Here is a 16473-nt window from a genome sequence, read left to right on the forward strand (position 1 = left end):
AAACGTGCCCTCCTCGCCTGGACGCGGCACTAGCATCGGAGGCCGTGGACCTACAGCGCAGGTTGGTCGAGACCGTGTCCGGCGACGTCGGCTTCGACGCGGCCACGAGAGCGCTGTTCACCATGGACGCCTCCAACTACCGGCAGGTCCCGGTCGCGGTGGTGCGTCCGGACACGGTCGACGACGTGGTCGCCGCGGTGACCGCCGCCCGCGAGTTCGACGTGCCGGTCGTGCCTCGTGGTGGCGGCACCAGCCTGGCGGGCAACGCGACGGGTGGCGGCCTGGTGCTGGACCTGACCCGCCTGGACCGCATGGAGATCGACCCGCCGACGCGAACGGCGTACGTGGAGCCGGGCGTGGTGCTGGACGACCTGAAGGCGGCGGCCGCGCCGCACGGCCTGACGTTCGGCCCGGACCCGTCGACGCACAGCCGCTGCACGCTCGGCGGCATGATCGGCAACAACTCGTGCGGCTCGCACTCGGTCGCGTGGGGCACGACGCTGGACAACGTCGTGTCCCTCGACGTACTGCGGTACGACGGCACCCGCATGACCGTCGGCGCAGGCGACCTCCCGCCGGAGCTGGCCACGCTCGTCGACGAGAACCTGGCCGTACTGCGCAGGGAGCTGGGCCGGTTCGGCCGTCAGGTGTCCGGCTACCCGCTCCACCGGCTGCTGCCGGAGAACGGCCGCGACCTGGCGAAGGCGTTGGTCGGCACTGAGGGCACGTGTGTGACGGTGTTGGGCGCACGGGTCCGCCTGGTCCCGCTGCCTGCCGAGAAGGTGTTGCTGGTACTGGGTTTCGCGGACGACGTCGCCGCGGCGGACGCGGTGCCCGCGATCCTGCCGCACGGACCGCTGACCGTGGAGAGCATGGACGAGCGGATCGTCGCGCTGCGTGCTCTGCGCAACCCGGAGCCACCGCCGGCGTTGCCGGAAGGCGGCGCGTGGCTGTTCGTCGAGGTGGACGGAACCGAGGCGGCGCGGACGATCGCGGCTGCCGTCGACGTGCCGCACGCCGTGTTCACCGAGGCTTCCCGGCAGCGCGAGCTGTGGCGCCTGCGTGAGGAGGGCTCCGGCATCTCGACCCGCATGGCCGACGGAGCGGAGGCGTGGCCGGGCTGGGAGGACACTGCGGTGCCGCCGGAACGACTTGGCGCCTACCTCCGCGACCTGCGTGCGCTGCTGGCCGAGCACGATCTGCGTGGCATCCCTTACGGCCACTTCGGGGAGGGTTGCGTCCACATCCGCATCGACTTCGACCTGGTGCACGCCGCCGGTGTGGCGAGGTTCCGCGCCTTCCTGGAGGCGGGCGCCGACCTGGTGGTCCGACACGGCGGCACCCTGTCCGGCGAGCACGGCGACGGCCAGGTGCGGGCGGAGTTGTTGCCGCGCATGTACTCCCCGGCGGTGATGAGGCTGTTCGCGAGGTTCAAGGCGTTCTGGGACCCCGGCAACCGGATGAACCCCGGCATGGTCGTCGAGCCGTACCGCGTCGACGAGAACCTGCGCTTCGTGCCGCTGATGCCCACCCGCACGGCCTTCACCTACCCACACGACGACGGCGACTTCGGCCAGGCGGCACGCAGGTGCGTCGGGGTGGCGAAGTGCCGCAACCACAGTGGTTCGGTGATGTGCCCGAGCTTCCAGGTGACGGGCGAGGAGAAGCACTCGACGCGGGGCCGCGCGCGGCTGCTGTACGAGATGCTGGCGGGCGAGGTGATCACGGACGGCTGGCGTTCCACGGAGGTGCGGGACGCGCTGGACCTGTGCCTGTCGTGCAAGGGGTGCAGGAGCGACTGCCCGGTGAACGTGGACATGGCCACGTACAAGGCCGAGTTCCTGCACCACCACTACCGGCGGCGCGTGCGTCCGGCGTCGCACTACTCGATGGGCTGGCTGCCGCTGTGGCTGCGGGTGGCGTCGCGCATGCCCGCGTTGGCGAACAGGACGATGGCGTCGCCTCGGCTGTCGAAACTGCTCAAACGGCTGGGTGGCATTGCTCCGCAACGAGATCTGCCGAGTGTGGCCCCCGAACCGTTCACCACGTGGTTGCGCGGGAACCCGGGGACCGGCGGCGAACCGGTGGTGTTGTGGCCGGACACGTTCACCAACTTCTTCTCCCCGTCGGTGGGCGTGGCCGCGGTCAAGGTGCTCCGGGCGGCGGGTTTCGACCCGGTGCTGCCGGCAAAGTCGGTGTGCTGCGGCCTGACCTGGGTGTCCACGGGGCAGCTCACGGTGGCCCGCGGGGTGATGCGGCGAACGCTGAAGGTCCTGGCGCCACACAAGGACCTCCCGATCGTCGGCCTGGAGCCGAGCTGTCTGTCCGCGCTGACGGAGGACCTGCCGAACCTGACGGGGGAGAAGCTGAATGCCTTCACCCTGGCCGGTTTCCTGGAGGCTCATGCTCCACAGTGGACGCCGCCGCGCGTGGAGCGGGAGGCGATCACCCAGGTGCACTGCCACCAGCACGCGACGCTGGGCTTCACGCCGGAGGCGAAGCTGATGGAGAGAGCGGGTGTGCGGAACTCCCGTCTGCCAGCGGGATGCTGCGGCCTGGCAGGCAACTTCGGGTTCGAGCGGGAGCACTACGCGGTCTCGCAGGCGCTGGCGGAACAGACGTTGCTGCCCGCGATCCGGGAGGCGGCGCCGGACACCGTGGTGATAGCGGACGGCTTCAGCTGCAGAACCCAGGTGGCGCAGGGAAGCGCGCGCCGGGCCGTACACCTAGCGGAGGTACTTGCCGAGGGTCTGTAGGCGAACGCTGAACCGGGCCCCGCCCTCGGGGGCCCGCCCCGCGGTGATCTGCCCGCCGAGGCGGGTGACCAGCCCGTGCACGAGGGCGAGCCCGATCCCGGTGCCGACGGGCCGCACCCCCTGGTACCGCGAGTGCAGGACACCTTTCCGGAAGGCGAGCTGGTAGTCCTCGTCGGACAACCCAGGCCCACCGTCCCGCACGGACAGGACGGCGATCATGTTGTCGATCACGTAGAGGGACAGGACGACGGGTGCCCCGGGCGGAGTGGCGCGCAGGGCGTTGGCGGCCAACCCGTCGAGAACCTGCCGCAACCGCCGGGGATCGGTGTTCACCATGGTGGGTGTGGTGGGGCTCTCCACCCGCAGCTCGACCCCCGCCGCGGCGCACCGGCTCTCCCAGACCCGGGCGGCCTCCGCCAACAGCGCGGTGAGGTCGACGTCGGAGAGGTCGAGCCTGAAGTCGTCGGCGCCCAGTCGAGCGAGGTCGAGCAGGTCGGTCACGAGCCCGTCGAGCCGCTCGGCCTCACGTTCGATGGTCTGCCCGACCTCGACGACCTCGTCCCCGGTGACCACACCGTCGGCGAGCGACTCCGCGAATCCCCGCACGGCGGTGAGCGGCGTCCGCAGCTCGTGCGAGATGGAGAGGAGGAACTCCCGCTGCCGGGCCTCGCTGCGGGCGAGGGCGTCGGCGAGGGCGTTGAGCGACTCCCCGACGTCGACGAGCTCCCGGGGTCCTTCCGGAGGCACCCGGAGGTCCCGCCGCCCGTGGCTCATCCCGACAGCGACCTCGGCGGTCCGCCGAAGCGGCCGGGCGAGAAGCCGAGCGAGCAACAACCCCGCGACGGCGGCGACGAACATCCCGACGGCGAGCGCGATCATGACGTTGCCGACGAGCCGCCGCCCGGCCGCCCTGGAACGCTCGGGCTCCCGCACGAGCGCGACGGCACCACCGTCACCGATGGCGCGTCCCTCCACGAGCAGCACGGTCCCCCCGATGTCCGCGTCGCCGTGGAGGGGCCGGTCGGCGGTGACGTGCCCCAACCCGGCCCGCCGAGCAGCCCGGACGGCGTCGGGATCGGCACTGACCATCCCGCCTGCGGCCCCACGCCGAACGAGGGAGATCCCCTGCCCGGACAGGATCTCGGTGACCCGGGGCGTGGCGATCCGTGAGGCACTGAGCTGCGCTGCCACGACATCGGCCTGGTCGGCGAGAGTCTCCTGAACGGCCTCCCGGGAGGTGATGGACACCATCCGCACGGAGACAAACCCGGCGACGAGGGCCATGACCCCCGCGACCGCCAGCCCGAACGCGGTGACGCGCACCCACAGCGTGGTGGCGGCCTTGCGCCTGTCGCGAGCCATCAACGCCACCCCGCCGCAGGCCCGACATGCGGCTGCCGGAGACGGGCACTCACAACGAGTCCGCCGAGTACCCGACACCGCGGACCGTCCGGATCGGACTGGCGGCCCCCAACTTGGCGCGCAGCTGGGCCACGTGCACGTCGACGGTCCGCGTCCCGGTCACCTGGTACCCCCACACCGCGCTCAACAGCTGCGCCCGCTCGAACACCTGCCGTGGCCTGCGCATCAGCTGGGCCAGCAGCTCGAACTCCGTGGAGGTCAGCGTCACCTCGACGCCGTCGGCGAACACCCGGCGCTGTGTGACGTCGATCCGCGTCCGGCCCACCGACAGGACCTCGGCGACCACGTGGCCACGGCGAAGAACCGTCCGCACCCGCGCCACCAGCTCCCTCGGCGAGAACGGCTTCGTCACGTAGTCGTCGGCCCCGAGCTCCAGACCCAGCACCCTGTCCACCTCGTCGTCACGGGCGGTGACGAACAGGACCGGGGTCCAGTCGCCCGCCGCCCGCAACTCGCGGCACACCGCCACGCCGTCCATCGACGGCAGGCCGACGTCGAGGACCACCGCCACCGGGCGCAGGCGGCGCACGGCGGCGAGACCGGCGGCCCCGTCCTTCTCCACGTGCACGCCGAAGCCGTCCCGGCGCAGGTACCGGTCGACGAGGTCCGCGATGGCCGGGTCATCCTCGACGACCAGCACCAGACCCTCAGGCATGGCCCTTTGTAACACCCATTCAGTCCCCCGCCATCTCCGACTCGATGGCGTCCAACGTGGACTCGACGTCACTCACCTGCTGGTCGACGCCGGGTTGTGACGGTTTCGCCTCGGCCCGGCAACCGACCCCGAGCACCAGGACCGGCACCAGGACGAGGACGAGCCGCCTCATTTCGCCCCGCAGTGCTGGCTCTGGAAGTCGGTCGCCCACTTCTTCGCCTGGTCGAGCTGGTCGACGTGCCCGGCACGCCGGTCGGCCCGCTCCTCCAGCAACTGCGCCGACGTCTCCCGGCCCGCGTCCCGCTCCTTCGCGGCCCTGGCCCGCAGCCACGCGGCAGACCCGCGCGTCGACGCGTCACCCTGGATCCGCTCCAGCAGGCGGGTGGCCCGTTGCTCGATCTTCGGCAGGCGTTTCTCGCACAGGTTCTGCACCTGGTCGGCACTCAGCGTGATCGTGACCGGCTCCGACGGGTCGGCGACAGCCGTCGCGGCGCCGCCGACGACCAGGCCGACCGCCACCACGGCACCGACTACGAGGTTCCTCATGGTTCCTTCTCCCTTCGTGTGGTGCCCACTGTGGAGGGAGAAGGTGAGAGGAGTGATCGGGGAATGTTCGGGTTGTGTAAGGGTCAGACGCCGAGGCGCTGGAGCAGGCGTTCCTCCAGCTGGTCCAGCTCGATGCCTGCGGCCCGGTGCGCGGCCCTGCGGCGTGCCGCGGGCATCCGTTCCGCCGCCCGCACGGCCGCGGCGAGCTGGCTGAGCGTCGTCTCGGAACGGTCCGCGAACGCCTTGTCCTCGGCCGTCGCGTCCCCGCGTTCCCGCAGCTCGGCGACCGCCTCGGCGGCGCCGGAGATGCGTGCGTGCAGCGAGCCGCCGTGACCGGAGAACCTGGGCAGGTCCTCGACGGGCACCCCGAGCCGGTGGGCCCGGATCCGGTCGTACCGGTCCCGAGCCTCGCCGAGCGCACGTACCACGTAGGGCGCGACCAGGGGGATCACGGCGGGCCCGACGATCTTCACGACGGCGAGTGCGTTCCTCGCCTTCTTGGGCGTGATCCTCGGCTCTGCGCCGATGGCAGCCTTGCGCTTCCTGAGTGCCATGTGGAGAACCTATCGGTGCTGACCAGCGTCGGCACGCGCTACCGGCCGGGAACTGTCGGTGGTCCGTCCTAGACTGCGAACCGTGACGACTACGGTGCTCCTCGACTCGGGAGTGGTGAACCGCTGCCGGCGCCGGGTACACCTCGAGCACGACCCGGCCATGGCCGACGCCCCCCAGGCGCCGCCCGACCCGACGGGCGAGCAGCGCAAGGCCGACGCGGCCGCCCACCGCCGGTTCATCGCGGACGAGATCGCCGGGCTGGTCGGCGCCGGCTGGACGGAGATCCCGCGTGAGGCCCGCGCCGCGGACCGCGAGCAGCTGACGGCCGACGCCATGGCCGAGGGCGCCCGGTTCATCTGGGCTCCCCAGCTGCCGCGCGACGAGGCGGGTGGCCGCAGGGGCCACATCGACCTGCTGGTGCTGACCGGGACCGGGTACGTCCCGATCCTCGTCGTGCGGCACAAGGTCAGCGACCCCGGCCAGGGTGCGCAGACCTCCCCGCTGTCCTCGCCCTGGCCGGACACGCGGCAGCCGGACCCGCGCCGCCGCGTCCGACCCCAGCCCCGCGACGTGCTCCGCCTCGCCCACACCTACCGCCTGCTGGTCGCCGCGGGCCGGGCCGCCGACGGTCCGGCGATCGCCGGCGTGATCGGCCTCGACGGCGACGCGGTGGTCTGGCACGACCTCGAGGCGCCGACCTGGCCGGGCGGCCGCACCGCGCTCGCCGAGTACGACGCCCGCTTCGCCGACCGGCTGGCCGTCGCCACCACCGCGGCGACCGGCGGCGAGGCGCTGGCCCAGCCGTCACGCATCGTCGAGTGCCGCTCCTGCCCGTGGTGGCCGGTGTGCGGCGTCGAGCTGGAGCGGGCCAGGGACGTCAGCCTGGTCGTGCGTGGCGAGGAGGCCGCGACGCTGCGGGCAGCGGGCGTGCGCACGGTCGACGACCTCGCGGTCGTCGACCCGGAGGACGAGTCGCTGCCCCAGACCGGCATGCCGATGGCCGACGCGGTCGGCCTCGCCAAGGCGTGGCTCGCGGACCTGACCGTCGTGCGCAGGGTGCCGAGGATCGACGTGCCCCGCGCGGAGGTCGAGGTCGACGTCGACATGGAGAGCTTCGGCGACTCCGGCGCGTACCTGTGGGGCGTGCTGCTCACCGGCGCCGACGTCGGCGAGCGGCAGGGCTACCACGCCTTCGCCACCTGGGAGCCGCTGCCGACCGACGACGAGGCACGGTCGTTCGCCGGGTTCTGGGAGTGGCTCATGACCATGCGCCTGCGTGCGCGGGCACGCGGGCTGAGCTTCCGCGCGTACTGCTACAACGAGCTGGCCGAGAACCGCTGGCTGCTGGCGTCGGCCAAGCGGTTCGCGGGCAAGCCGGGCATCCCCACGACGGAGCAGGTGCAGGCGTTCATCACCTCGGACGCCTGGTTCGACCTGTTCGGCAGCGTCCGGGACAACTTCCTGTGCTCGCGGGGCAAGGGCCTCAAGACGATCGCCCCCGCGGCCGGTTTCCGCTGGCGCGACGCGGAGGCCAGCGGCGAGAACAGCATGCGCTGGTACCGCGATGCCGTCGGCATGGACGGCCGCAGGCCGGACGACGACCAGCGCGTCCGGCTGCTGGAGTACAACGAGGACGACGTCCGCGCCACCCACGCGCTGCGCGGCTGGATGTCGTCACCGTCGGTGTACGACGTGCCCTACGTCGGCGACCTGTAGCGGAAAGTACCTGACAGGGTCGCCCGAAAGGACAGTCGGACAAGCCGGATGGCCGATGTCTGCCAGAACCCCGCCCACCAGGGTGGATGGTATGGAACTCCTCGCCGTCGCCGCGCTGTTCGTCGGCCTCGCCCTCCTGGCGGCCATCCCCCTGGTACTCCTGCTGCACTTCACCCAACGCCAGCGGGACGGCGAGGGATAGCCTCGACCGGTGCTCGAAGGTGACCTCGTGGAGCTCGTCCCGCTGACCCCGGACCACCTGCCCGACCTGCGCCGCATCCGGCGGACTCCGGAGGTGCTGGCCCGCTGGGGCGAGCCGGAGGACGACGGCAACGACGACGACGTCACCTGCTTCACGATCCTGCTCGACGGGGCCGTCCGCGGCATGGTCCAGTACGGCGAGGAGGACGACCCCGGCTACCGGCACGCCTCGATCGACATCTACGTCGACCCCGACGTGCACGGCCGGGGTGTCGGCAGGGACGCCGTGCGGACGCTCGCCCGCCACCTCGTCGACGACCGGGGGCACCACCGCCTCGTCATCGACCCCGCCGCCGACAACGCGGCCGCCATCCGCTGCTACGCCGCCGTCGGCTTCCGGCCGGTCGGCGTCATGCGGCAGTACGAACGCGACAACGACGGCAACGGCTGGCACGACGGCCTCCTGATGGACCTGCTCGCCACCGAGCTCCGGTGATCGACCGTTAACCTGTCGAACGAACCCGAAAGGACAGGGAGACGGCATGCTGATCAGTGACACCTCCGCCATCGTGACCGGCGGCGCCTCCGGACTGGGCGGCGCGACGGCCGCCGCACTCGCCGGCGGCGGGGCCCGGGTCTTCGCCGTCGACCTGCAGGCAGCCATCGACAAGGCGCCGGAGGTCGACGGGGTCACCTACGTGGCCGCCGACGTCACCGAGCCGGAGCAGGTACAGGCCGCCGTCGACGCGGCCGAGGGCGCCGGGCCGCTGCGCACGGTCGTCAACTGCGCGGGCATCGGCCCGTCGGCGCGGATCCTGTCGAAGAAGGGCCCGCACGACCTGGCCCTGTTCCGCAAGGTCGTCGAGGTCAACCTGATCGGCACCTTCAACGTGGTCACCCTGGCCGCGCAGGCCATCGCCAGGACCGACGCCGACGAGCACGGCCAGCGCGGTGTGATCGTCAACACGGCCTCGATCGCGGCGTACGACGGGCAGATCGGGCAGGCCGCGTACGCCGCGTCCAAGGGCGGCATCGTGGGCCTCAACCTGCCTGCCGCACGCGACCTGGCGTCGTCGGGCATCCGCGTGGTGACCATCGCGCCGGGCATCGTCGACACCCCGATGCTCGCGACCGTGAGCGAGGAGTTCCGCCAGGCCCTCGCCGACGGCATCCCGTTCCCGAAGCGCCTCGCCCGCCCGGAGGAGTACGCGGACCTGGCCCTGTCGATCATCGCCCAGGACTACCTGAACGGCGAGGTCATCCGCCTGGACGGCGCACTGCGGATGGCGCCGCGTTAGGACACGGTCAGTGGCGGCCGGGCGGGCAGATCTCGTCCAGTGCCGTGAGGTCGTCCTCGCTCGGGTGCCACTGGCCGGCCGCGGCGTTCGCGGTGACCTGCTCCGGCGTCGTGGCACCCGCGATGACCGAGCCGACCGTTCTCTGCGCGGCCAGCCACGCGATCGCGACCGTCGACATCGGCAGGTCGCGTTCGTCGGCGAAGGCGCGGAGCTTCTCGATGCGGTCCCACGGCGCGTCGGACAGCAGGCGGGCGCGGCCCGCGAGCCTGGCGGTGGCGGGTGGGTCGGTATCGCGGTGGTACTTGCCGGTCAGCAGGCCGTTGGCCAGCGGGAAGTACGGCAGCAGGCCCAGCCCGAACCGGTCGCACGCCGGGATGATGTCCCGCTCCGCCTCGCGTTCGAGCAGCGAGTAGTGGTTCTCCGCGGCGATCACGCCGGACCAGTGGTTGGTGCGGGCGAGCCACGCGGCGTCGGCCAGCTGCCAGCCCGCCAGGTTGCACACGCCCGCGTACCGGATCAGGCCCTCGCGCACCAGGTCGTCGAGCGCCGCCAGGGTCTCCTCGAACGGGGTGGTCGGGTCGGCGCGGTGCAGCTGGTACAGGTCGATCCAGTCCGTGCCCAGCCTGCGCAGCGACGCCTCGACCGCGCGCTTGACGTACCGCCGCGACCCTCGGGCGCCGAAGTCCGGGCCGTTGACGCCCTGCATGTCCACGCCGAACTTCGTGGCGATCACGCACCTGTCGCGCCTGCCGGACAGGGCCTGTCCGAGCAGCTCCTCGCTGCGGCCGCGTGGTGCGCCGTACACGTCGGCCACGTCGAAGAAGTTGACGCCCGCGTCGACCGCGGCGCCGATCAGCGCGCGGGAACCGGCCAGTGACTCCGCGGCGGTCCCGGGGCGGCCAAGGTTGTTGCAGCCGAGGCCGACCGCACTGACCACCAGACCAGATTCTCCCAGGTGACGGAGTTCCATGGCGACAACCTACTGAGAGTGAACGATCGGATCCACATTCATATCGGCATCGACACAGGGCCGAACGGCCCGTCCGACGCGTACTTCCGGCCCGGGTGGGGCACGCTGTGCGCTATGAGCAAGGCATCTGACGTCGACAGATCCTCTGCGGCGGACTGGGTGACAGGGCACGTCCCGAGCCAGGTCGGGCGGGTGTTCGTGGTGACAGGCGCGAACAGCGGCCTCGGTCTCGAGACCGCCCGAGTCCTCGGTTCCCGTGGAGCGACCGTGGTCATGACCGCCAGGGACATGGCCAAGGGCGAGGCCGCGGTCGAGTCCCTCCGGGAGGAACAGCCGGACGGGCGGTTCGACCTGCGTCATCTCGACCTCGCCGACCTCGAGTCGGTGCGGGAGTTCGCGTCCGGGGTGGACCGGGTGGACGTGCTGGTCAACAACGCAGGCGTGATGATGCCGCCGCACACGCTGACCGAACAGGGCTACGAGCTGCAGTTCGGCGTCAACCACCTCGCGCACTTCGCCCTCACGATCCTGCTGTTCAACACGCTGCTGCGGAGCGAGGACGGGCGTGTGGTCACGGTCAGCTCCGGGCTGCACCACCGCGGGCGCATCCACCTGGAGGACCTGCACGGCAACCAGAAGTACAACCGCATGGGCTACTACGCGCAGTCCAAGCTCGCGAACGTCGTGTTCGGACTCGAACTGCACCGGCGCCTGCGCACCGGCGGGTTCGGCCTGCGCAGCGTGCTCGCCCACCCCGGTTACACCGCGACGAACCTGCAGCGGTCGGGCCCGACGGGTGTCGGCAGGCTGTTCATGAAGATGGGCAACATGATGGCCCAGGACGTCTCGATGGGTGCGCTGCCGCAGATCTACGCGGCGGCGGGCGCGGATGTCGAGAGTGGTCAGTTCTACGGTCCCGACGGCCGCAACGAGAACAAGGGCTACCCGACGCTCGTGGAACCGAAGGTCGAGGCACGTGACCGCGAGCTGGCCAGACGCTTGTGGGACGTGTCGGAGGAGCTGACCGGCGTGCACATCGACCTGGCGCCGTGATGCGTGACATCCGCACGGTCGAGGACGTGCTCCGCTTACTGGACGGCTTCTTCCCGCGTGACGCGGCATGGTGGGACGGGTTCTACGCCGACCGCGACAGGCCGGTCCCGTTCTTCGTGGACAAACCGGACGAGAACCTCGTGTCCTACCTGGACCGCGGCCTGCTCACCCCGGGCCGCGCGCTCGACCTCGGCTGTGGTCCGGGCCGCAACACGCTGTACCTCGCGGCGAACGGCTTCTCGGTCGACGGCGTGGACCTCTCGGCGACCGCGCTCGAGTGGGCCGGGGAGCGGGCGGCCGAGACGGGCGCCGACGTGCGGTTCCGCCAGGGCGACGCGTTCGAGCTGGACCTCGGCGGCCCCTACGACCTGATCTACGACGCGGGCTGCTTCCACCACCTGGCGCCGCACCGCCGCGTCAGCTACCTGTCCCTGGTCGACCGGTACCTGGGGGTGGGCGGGCACCTGGTGGTGACCGGCTTCTCGGCAGGCGTGGCCGACTCCGGCTCCGAGACCCCGGACGCCGAGCTGTACCGCAGGGGCAGCCTGGAGGGTGGTCTCGCCTACTCCGACGAGGACCTGCGCCACGTCTTCGCCGACCTGACCGAGGTGGAGCTGCGGCGCATGCGGGACGAACCGGACGGCTCGCCGCACTTCGGCGAGCCGTTCCTGTTCGCCGCCCTGTTCCGGAGGGACTAGCGGGTGCGGTGGCCGACCACCGTGTACAGCAGCGTGCGCCTGCCGCCCGCGAACGCGTGGTGGTAGGTGATCTCGGTCCGCTCGAAGCCGAGCACGCCGACGTACCGGCGGATCAGCTCCGGGCTCATGTGCCACCAGGTGTCGCCGTACGCGTGGTCCCAGTGCTGCGGCAGGAACGTCGCCTTGGCCTGGCCGTGTGCCTCCGGCGGCAGCGGCGTGGGGACGCCGTCGGCCGGGTCCGGCGCGTCCACGAAGTCGCCGACCAGGTGGTACTCCGACGCCGGGTACACGTCGGTGACGATGACCGTGTCCTTGACCAGCCGGCACGACGTCTGCAGCGCCAGGAACGGGTCGCGCAGGTGCAGCAGGATGCTCGCGAACGTGGCCACGTCGACCTGGCCGATCTCCGCGGGCACGGTGTACACGGTCCCGTGCACGAGCTTGGCCGAGAGGCCCTGCGCGCGGTGGTTCAGCCAGAAGCCGTTGTTGATCTTGCGGAGGTGGTCGCGGCGGACGGCGTCGTAGCTGCCGAGGTCGGTGCCCGCGAACGGCACGACGTCCCACGAGTGGCGTTCGGACAGGTCGTAGGCCACCACGTCCGCGCCCTGGCGCTCCATGTAGGAGGTCAGGAAGCCGCTCGCCGCACCGAGCTCGAGGACTCGCCTGCCGCTGAGGTCGGCTCCGCCGAGGTAGCGGTGTTCGTCACCGCGAAGGTCCCACTCACCCGAGACTTCACCGTGTCCGGGGATATCCATCGAGTGATAGAAGTAGCAGTCAGTGAGGTTCTCGACCGCGCGAGGCGATGCGTAGAGATCCGTCCGGGTACTCGTCATTGCCCGTCCCCCTAGCTCCAGGTCCGGCCAATCTAGCCCAGTCAGTTGTTCCGTTTCGCCTGCCGGTCGTGCAGCGTGAGGACCAGCCGCACGACGAACACCGCGGCGGCGACTGTGACCAGCACGATCAGTGGCACCATGCCGACAGCCTCCTCTCTTTCGGTCCCGGCTGTCAGACGCGGGACGTGCGGGTGAGGTTCACTCCCGGGTGAGTAAAGTCGCGCCGTGCCCGCACTCAGCACCCATCCCGGCGTCGGCGCGGTCGCCATCTGGACCAGTGCCGACCGGCCGGGCCTTGGGGACCAGTTACCCGGACGGGTGATCCAGCAGGAGCTGCTCGCGCGGCTCCCCGGCTGGCGGATGAGCATGTTCGCCACCGACGGCTGGCGCAGGTCGACCGTCGCGGACGGTGGCCTGGTGGCCGAGCCGCTGCGGGACCGCACCCCGGCCGAGCTGGCCGACGCCGCGACCCTGACCGTCATCTGTTCGGGTGATCCGGTCGCTCTCGAGCTGGCCACCCGACTCGACGCCACGCACCCGGTCGTGCCCTTCGCCGTGCCGGAGGTGCCCGGCGGCCTGGCCGCCCGTGCCGCGGTCGTCGTCACCGGCCCGAACCCCGGCCTTCTGCTTGACCGCGTTGTCGACCGCGACACCCTGCCCGCCCGCGTCGCGCAGCTGCGCCAGCTCGGCGAGCTGCCGGACGGCGACTACGAGGTGGGCGACGGCGGGGTCGAGCTGCCGCAGAACCTGGTGTTCGAGGACCGGCTCGCGTTCCTGTTCGGCGCGCGGGCGGTCGTCACCGACGACGAGCATGTCGCCGCCGCGTGTGCCTGGCTCGGCGTGGACTGCCGCCGCCCGGACGGCACCGCGTTCGAGTTCGCGCCGGTCGCGGACCTGAAGGCCCAGCTGGACCGGGTCGCCGAGCTGGCAGAGCACACGCTCGCCGACCGGGGCGGCGACCTGGCCACGCGCACGAGCGTGCTGGCCGAGGAGAACCACGCGCTGCGCCAGGCGCACTGGCACCTGCGGCGCCGGATGCTCGTGGAGCGCCAGCGCCTGGCCGAGCCGTTGGCGCAGGCGTGGGAGGAACGGGACGCGGCGGTCGCCGAAGCGGCCGAGGTGCGCGCCGACAACGCCGAGCTGACCCGTCGCAACGAGGAGCTGACCGCCCGCCTCGCCTTCGCCGAGCAGGAGCTGGCGCGCTGGCAGGACACCAAGCTCGTGCGCTGGACGCGCCCGCTGCGTGACGCGTACGGGAAGGCGCGCGGATGAGTGGACCGAGGCTCACGTTCGTGCTCGTGTCCTACGGCGGACGTGACCTGGTCGTGCGGTGCCTCGAGCTGCTCGCCGAGCACACGGACGTCCCCTACCGGGTGATCGTGGCCGACAGCGCGTCGCCGGACGGCACCGGCGAGTGGCTCGCGGAGAACCTGACCGGCGCGACCGTGCTGCGCATGCCGACGAACCTCGGCTTCGGCGCGGGCGGCAACCTCGCGGTGCGGCACGCGGACACCGAGCTGCTGTGCTTCCTGAACGCGGACATCGAGGTCACCGAGGGCTGGCTGGAGCCGCTGCTGGCGTTCCTCGACAGGCACCCGTCGGTTGCCGCCGTGTCCCCGCTGCTGGTCAACCCGGACGGCAGCGTGCAGGAGGCAGGCAGCGTGATCGGCGGTGACGGCTGGTGCCGCGCGGTCGACGAGGGCCCGCTGTTCACCCACGAGGTCGACTACGCGTCGGCCGCGTGCCTGGTGGTCCGGCGCGCCGCGTTCCTGGCGGCGGGCGGCTTCTCGCCGGAGTACGAGATCGCGTACTTCGAGGACGTCGACCTGATGCTGTCGCTGCGCGCACAGGGCTGGCAGACCTGGGTGGAGCCCGCGTCGAAGGTGGTGCACCAGCGGCACGGCAGCAGCTCGTCGGCCCGCGCGACCGAGCTGATGCGGCTGAACCACGAGACGTTCACCCGCCGTTGGCCGCACGAGCTGGCGGACCGGGTCCCGGTGGTCGGCCTCGACGAGCACCCGCACCGGAAGTGGTGGCTGCGTGACCAGCTGGCGCCCTACCGCGTGCTGCTGATCGACGACCGGGTGCCGCAGCCGGACCGGGGCCGGGGCGACGGCCGCACGATGGCCGTGGTCAACGCGTGGCGCGAGGCGGACCCCCGGGCCCGCGTGACGTTCTTCGCGGTGTCCCCGGAACGGGCCGAGCAGGTGGCGCCTGCCCTTGCCGCACGCGGCATCGAGGTCGTGTGGGGCGTCGACGACCCGGCACGCTGGTCGGTGGGGCGGGCAGGTCTCTACGACGTGGTCGTGGTGTTCCGGCCGCACAACTTCGTGGGTTACGGCGAGCCGATCGCCCGCGCACAACCGCAGGCGGTGAAGGTCTACGACGCGGAGGCGTTGTTCCACCGCAGGCCGGAACAGCACTTCGGCACCGCGACCGAGGTGCCGGAGCGACGGGCGTGGGCCGTGCAGGCCGACGCGCTGCGCAGGCAGGAGGTCGAGGCGTTCACGTGGGCCGACGTGGCGGTGTGCGTGAGCGAGGAGGAGGCCCACTGGGCACGTCGCGTCGCGCCGGGCGCGGAGGTACACGTGGCGTGCTACCCGGCCGCGGTCCCGGAGACGGTGCCGGGCTGGGACAGTCGTCGCGACATCGTCTTCTTCGGCGGCTTCGACTCGACCCCGCGCACCCCGAACGAGTTCGCGGTCCTGGAGCTGGCCGAGCTGGTCCTGCCACCGCTGCGTGAGCGCCATCCCGACCTGCGCATGCGGGTGGTCGGCGCGGACCCGTCACCCGCGGTGCTGGCGCTGGACGGCCCGACGATCGAGGTGGTCGGCAAGGTCCCGGACCCCCGCCCGCTGCTGGAGTCGGCCCTGCTGCACGTGGTGCCCATGCACTACGGCGCGGGCGTGAAGATCAAGTTCGTGGACTCCATGGCGGCAGGCCTCCCGTTCGTCACGACCCCGGTCGGCGGCGAGGGCCTGCACCTCGGCTGGACGGCACGCCACCTGGTCGGTGCGTCGTCGGCCGAGCTGGTGGAGCTGTGTCACCGGCTGCTGACGGACCCGGTGCTGTGGACCGAGGTGCAACAGGGCCTGCTGGAGATCTGCCGCACGCACTTCTCGCCCGCGGAGTTCCGCCGTTCGATGCGTGACGTGCTGACGGCGTGCGCGATCCCGCCGCAGGTCACGGTGCCGTGAGAGCGGCGACGAGGTCGTTGACGACGCCCTGCCAGTGCCGGCGCTGCCGCTCCCGCTCGGCGGCGTCGGCGAGCCGCTCCTGGTGAACCCCGAGCCGGGTCCGCCCGGCCCCGGCGTCCCGCACGGTCAGCTGCAGGGTGGTGTCGTGTGACCACCCCGAGGGCCCTCGACGACCGGCTGCGTGCCTTCGGCCGGTGGCTGGCGGACCGTCACTAGGTACAGTGGGGTCGTGGGGCGCTTCTCGGTGGTGATGTGGGTCAAGCTGGTGCTTGCCCTCTTCCTGCCCGCCCTGTTCCTGGCGCTGCCAGGCGGCCACGGCCCACTCGCCCTCGTCACCGCGGTGACCGCCGGTATCGCCGCCGCGTTCGTCATCGCCGTCGTCCTGTACGGACGGGTCGAGGCCGCCGTCCCCATGCACGTGCGGGCCATCAGCCTGCGTGAACGGGCGCGGCTCGCCAACTTCATCCGGTTGCGCGACCCCGACGCCAGGGGGCGCACCCGACCACGAGCTCCGTCACTCGGCAGCGCGGCTGCCTGACCTTCTTTCCCGTAACGGCAGTCGCTTCCGCCTGT

At 71.8% G+C, this 16473-nt stretch carries 17 protein-coding genes; 9 read left to right on the forward strand and 8 right to left on the reverse strand.

The window, feature by feature from the left end; translation table 11 throughout:
* Positions 1–122 precede the first annotated feature (122 nt).
* Entirely contained in the window at positions 123–2756 is a 2634-nt protein-coding gene (locus CLV71_RS18815) for an FAD-binding and (Fe-S)-binding domain-containing protein (RefSeq protein WP_133904341.1), read from the forward strand.
* Here CLV71_RS18815 and CLV71_RS18820 read toward each other — a convergent pair.
* From CLV71_RS18820 to CLV71_RS18835, 5 genes are all read right to left on the reverse strand, one after another.
* A complete protein-coding gene (locus tag CLV71_RS18820) occupies positions 2727–4118 on the reverse strand; it encodes a sensor histidine kinase (RefSeq protein WP_133904096.1) in 1392 nt (463 codons plus the stop codon). The two genes, CLV71_RS18815 and CLV71_RS18820, sit on opposite strands and share 30 nt — an antisense overlap.
* Before the next feature lie 49 nt (positions 4119–4167).
* Positions 4168–4833, reverse strand: coding sequence for a response regulator transcription factor (locus tag CLV71_RS18825; protein ID WP_133904097.1), 666 nt, complete (start codon positions 4831–4833; stop codon positions 4168–4170).
* 19 nt (positions 4834–4852) lie between these two features.
* Positions 4853–5005 carry a hypothetical protein gene (locus CLV71_RS47735; protein WP_166664155.1) on the reverse strand — a complete coding sequence of 51 codons (153 nt, stop codon included), beginning with the start codon at positions 5003–5005 and terminating at the stop codon, positions 4853–4855.
* Positions 5002–5379 carry a hypothetical protein gene (locus CLV71_RS18830; RefSeq protein ID WP_133904098.1) on the reverse strand — a complete coding sequence of 126 codons (378 nt, stop codon included), beginning with the start codon at positions 5377–5379 and terminating at the stop codon, positions 5002–5004. The genes CLV71_RS47735 and CLV71_RS18830 overlap by 4 nt, the downstream gene beginning before the upstream one ends.
* 83 nt (positions 5380–5462) lie before the next feature.
* Entirely contained in the window at positions 5463–5933 is a 471-nt protein-coding gene (locus tag CLV71_RS18835; RefSeq protein ID WP_133904099.1) for a DUF6474 family protein, read from the reverse strand.
* Between the two features lie 82 nt (positions 5934–6015).
* Between CLV71_RS18835 and CLV71_RS18840 the strand changes: the two genes are divergently transcribed.
* The 3 genes from CLV71_RS18840 to CLV71_RS18850 all read left to right on the forward strand — a co-directional run bounded on the left by CLV71_RS18840 (position 6016) and on the right by CLV71_RS18850 (position 9149).
* Positions 6016–7650: a TM0106 family RecB-like putative nuclease gene (locus CLV71_RS18840; protein ID WP_133904100.1), complete on the forward strand. Its 1635-nt coding sequence runs from the start codon at positions 6016–6018 to the stop codon at positions 7648–7650.
* A gap of 211 nt (positions 7651–7861) precedes the next feature.
* Positions 7862–8347 carry a GNAT family N-acetyltransferase gene (locus CLV71_RS18845; protein WP_243866566.1) on the forward strand — a complete coding sequence of 162 codons (486 nt, stop codon included), beginning with the start codon at positions 7862–7864 and terminating at the stop codon, positions 8345–8347.
* A 46-nt stretch (positions 8348–8393) separates the two neighbouring features.
* Positions 8394–9149, forward strand: a complete 756-nt coding sequence (locus CLV71_RS18850) for an SDR family NAD(P)-dependent oxidoreductase (RefSeq protein ID WP_133904101.1) — start codon at positions 8394–8396, stop codon at positions 9147–9149.
* A gap of 7 nt (positions 9150–9156) precedes the next feature.
* Here CLV71_RS18850 and CLV71_RS18855 read toward each other — a convergent pair whose 3' ends face one another.
* Complete coding sequence (locus CLV71_RS18855; protein WP_341771610.1) at positions 9157–10086, reverse strand: aldo/keto reductase; 930 nt, start codon at positions 10084–10086, stop codon at positions 9157–9159.
* A gap of 147 nt (positions 10087–10233) precedes the next feature.
* Here CLV71_RS18855 and CLV71_RS18860 point away from each other — a divergent pair, with 147 nt between their 5' ends.
* Both CLV71_RS18860 and CLV71_RS18865 read left to right on the forward strand, forming a co-directional pair.
* Positions 10234–11172 (forward strand): oxidoreductase, encoded by a 939-nt coding sequence (locus CLV71_RS18860; protein WP_133904103.1) that lies wholly within the window; start codon positions 10234–10236, stop codon positions 11170–11172.
* Positions 11172–11870 (forward strand): class I SAM-dependent methyltransferase, encoded by a 699-nt coding sequence (locus CLV71_RS18865; RefSeq protein ID WP_208297632.1) that lies wholly within the window; start codon positions 11172–11174, stop codon positions 11868–11870. The genes CLV71_RS18860 and CLV71_RS18865 overlap by 1 nt, the downstream gene beginning before the upstream one ends.
* Here the strand turns inward: CLV71_RS18865 and CLV71_RS18870 are convergent.
* Positions 11867–12625 carry a class I SAM-dependent methyltransferase gene (locus CLV71_RS18870; protein ID WP_166664156.1) on the reverse strand — a complete coding sequence of 253 codons (759 nt, stop codon included), beginning with the start codon at positions 12623–12625 and terminating at the stop codon, positions 11867–11869. The two genes, CLV71_RS18865 and CLV71_RS18870, sit on opposite strands and share 4 nt — an antisense overlap.
* A gap of 303 nt (positions 12626–12928) precedes the next feature.
* Here CLV71_RS18870 and CLV71_RS18875 point away from each other — a divergent pair, with 303 nt between their 5' ends.
* Together CLV71_RS18875 and CLV71_RS18880 are read left to right on the forward strand one after the other, a co-directional pair.
* On the forward strand, positions 12929–13975 hold the full coding sequence (locus CLV71_RS18875) for a hypothetical protein (RefSeq protein WP_133904106.1): 1047 nt from the start codon (positions 12929–12931) through the stop codon (positions 13973–13975).
* Complete coding sequence (locus tag CLV71_RS18880; RefSeq protein WP_133904107.1) at positions 13972–15900, forward strand: glycosyltransferase; 1929 nt, start codon at positions 13972–13974, stop codon at positions 15898–15900. The genes CLV71_RS18875 and CLV71_RS18880 overlap by 4 nt, the downstream gene beginning before the upstream one ends.
* Here CLV71_RS18880 and CLV71_RS18885 read toward each other — a convergent pair.
* On the reverse strand, positions 15887–16024 hold the full coding sequence (locus CLV71_RS18885; protein WP_208297614.1) for a hypothetical protein: 138 nt from the start codon (positions 16022–16024) through the stop codon (positions 15887–15889). The two genes, CLV71_RS18880 and CLV71_RS18885, sit on opposite strands and share 14 nt — an antisense overlap.
* 105 nt (positions 16025–16129) lie before the next feature.
* Between CLV71_RS18885 and CLV71_RS18890 the strand changes: the two genes are divergently transcribed.
* Positions 16130–16438, forward strand: coding sequence for a DUF6412 domain-containing protein (locus CLV71_RS18890; protein WP_243866567.1), 309 nt, complete (start codon positions 16130–16132; stop codon positions 16436–16438).
* The last annotated feature ends 35 nt before the right edge of the window (positions 16439–16473 follow it).

This window comes from Actinophytocola oryzae, assembly GCF_004364325.1.
Taxonomy (GTDB): Bacteria; Actinomycetota; Actinomycetes; order Mycobacteriales; family Pseudonocardiaceae; genus Actinophytocola; species Actinophytocola oryzae.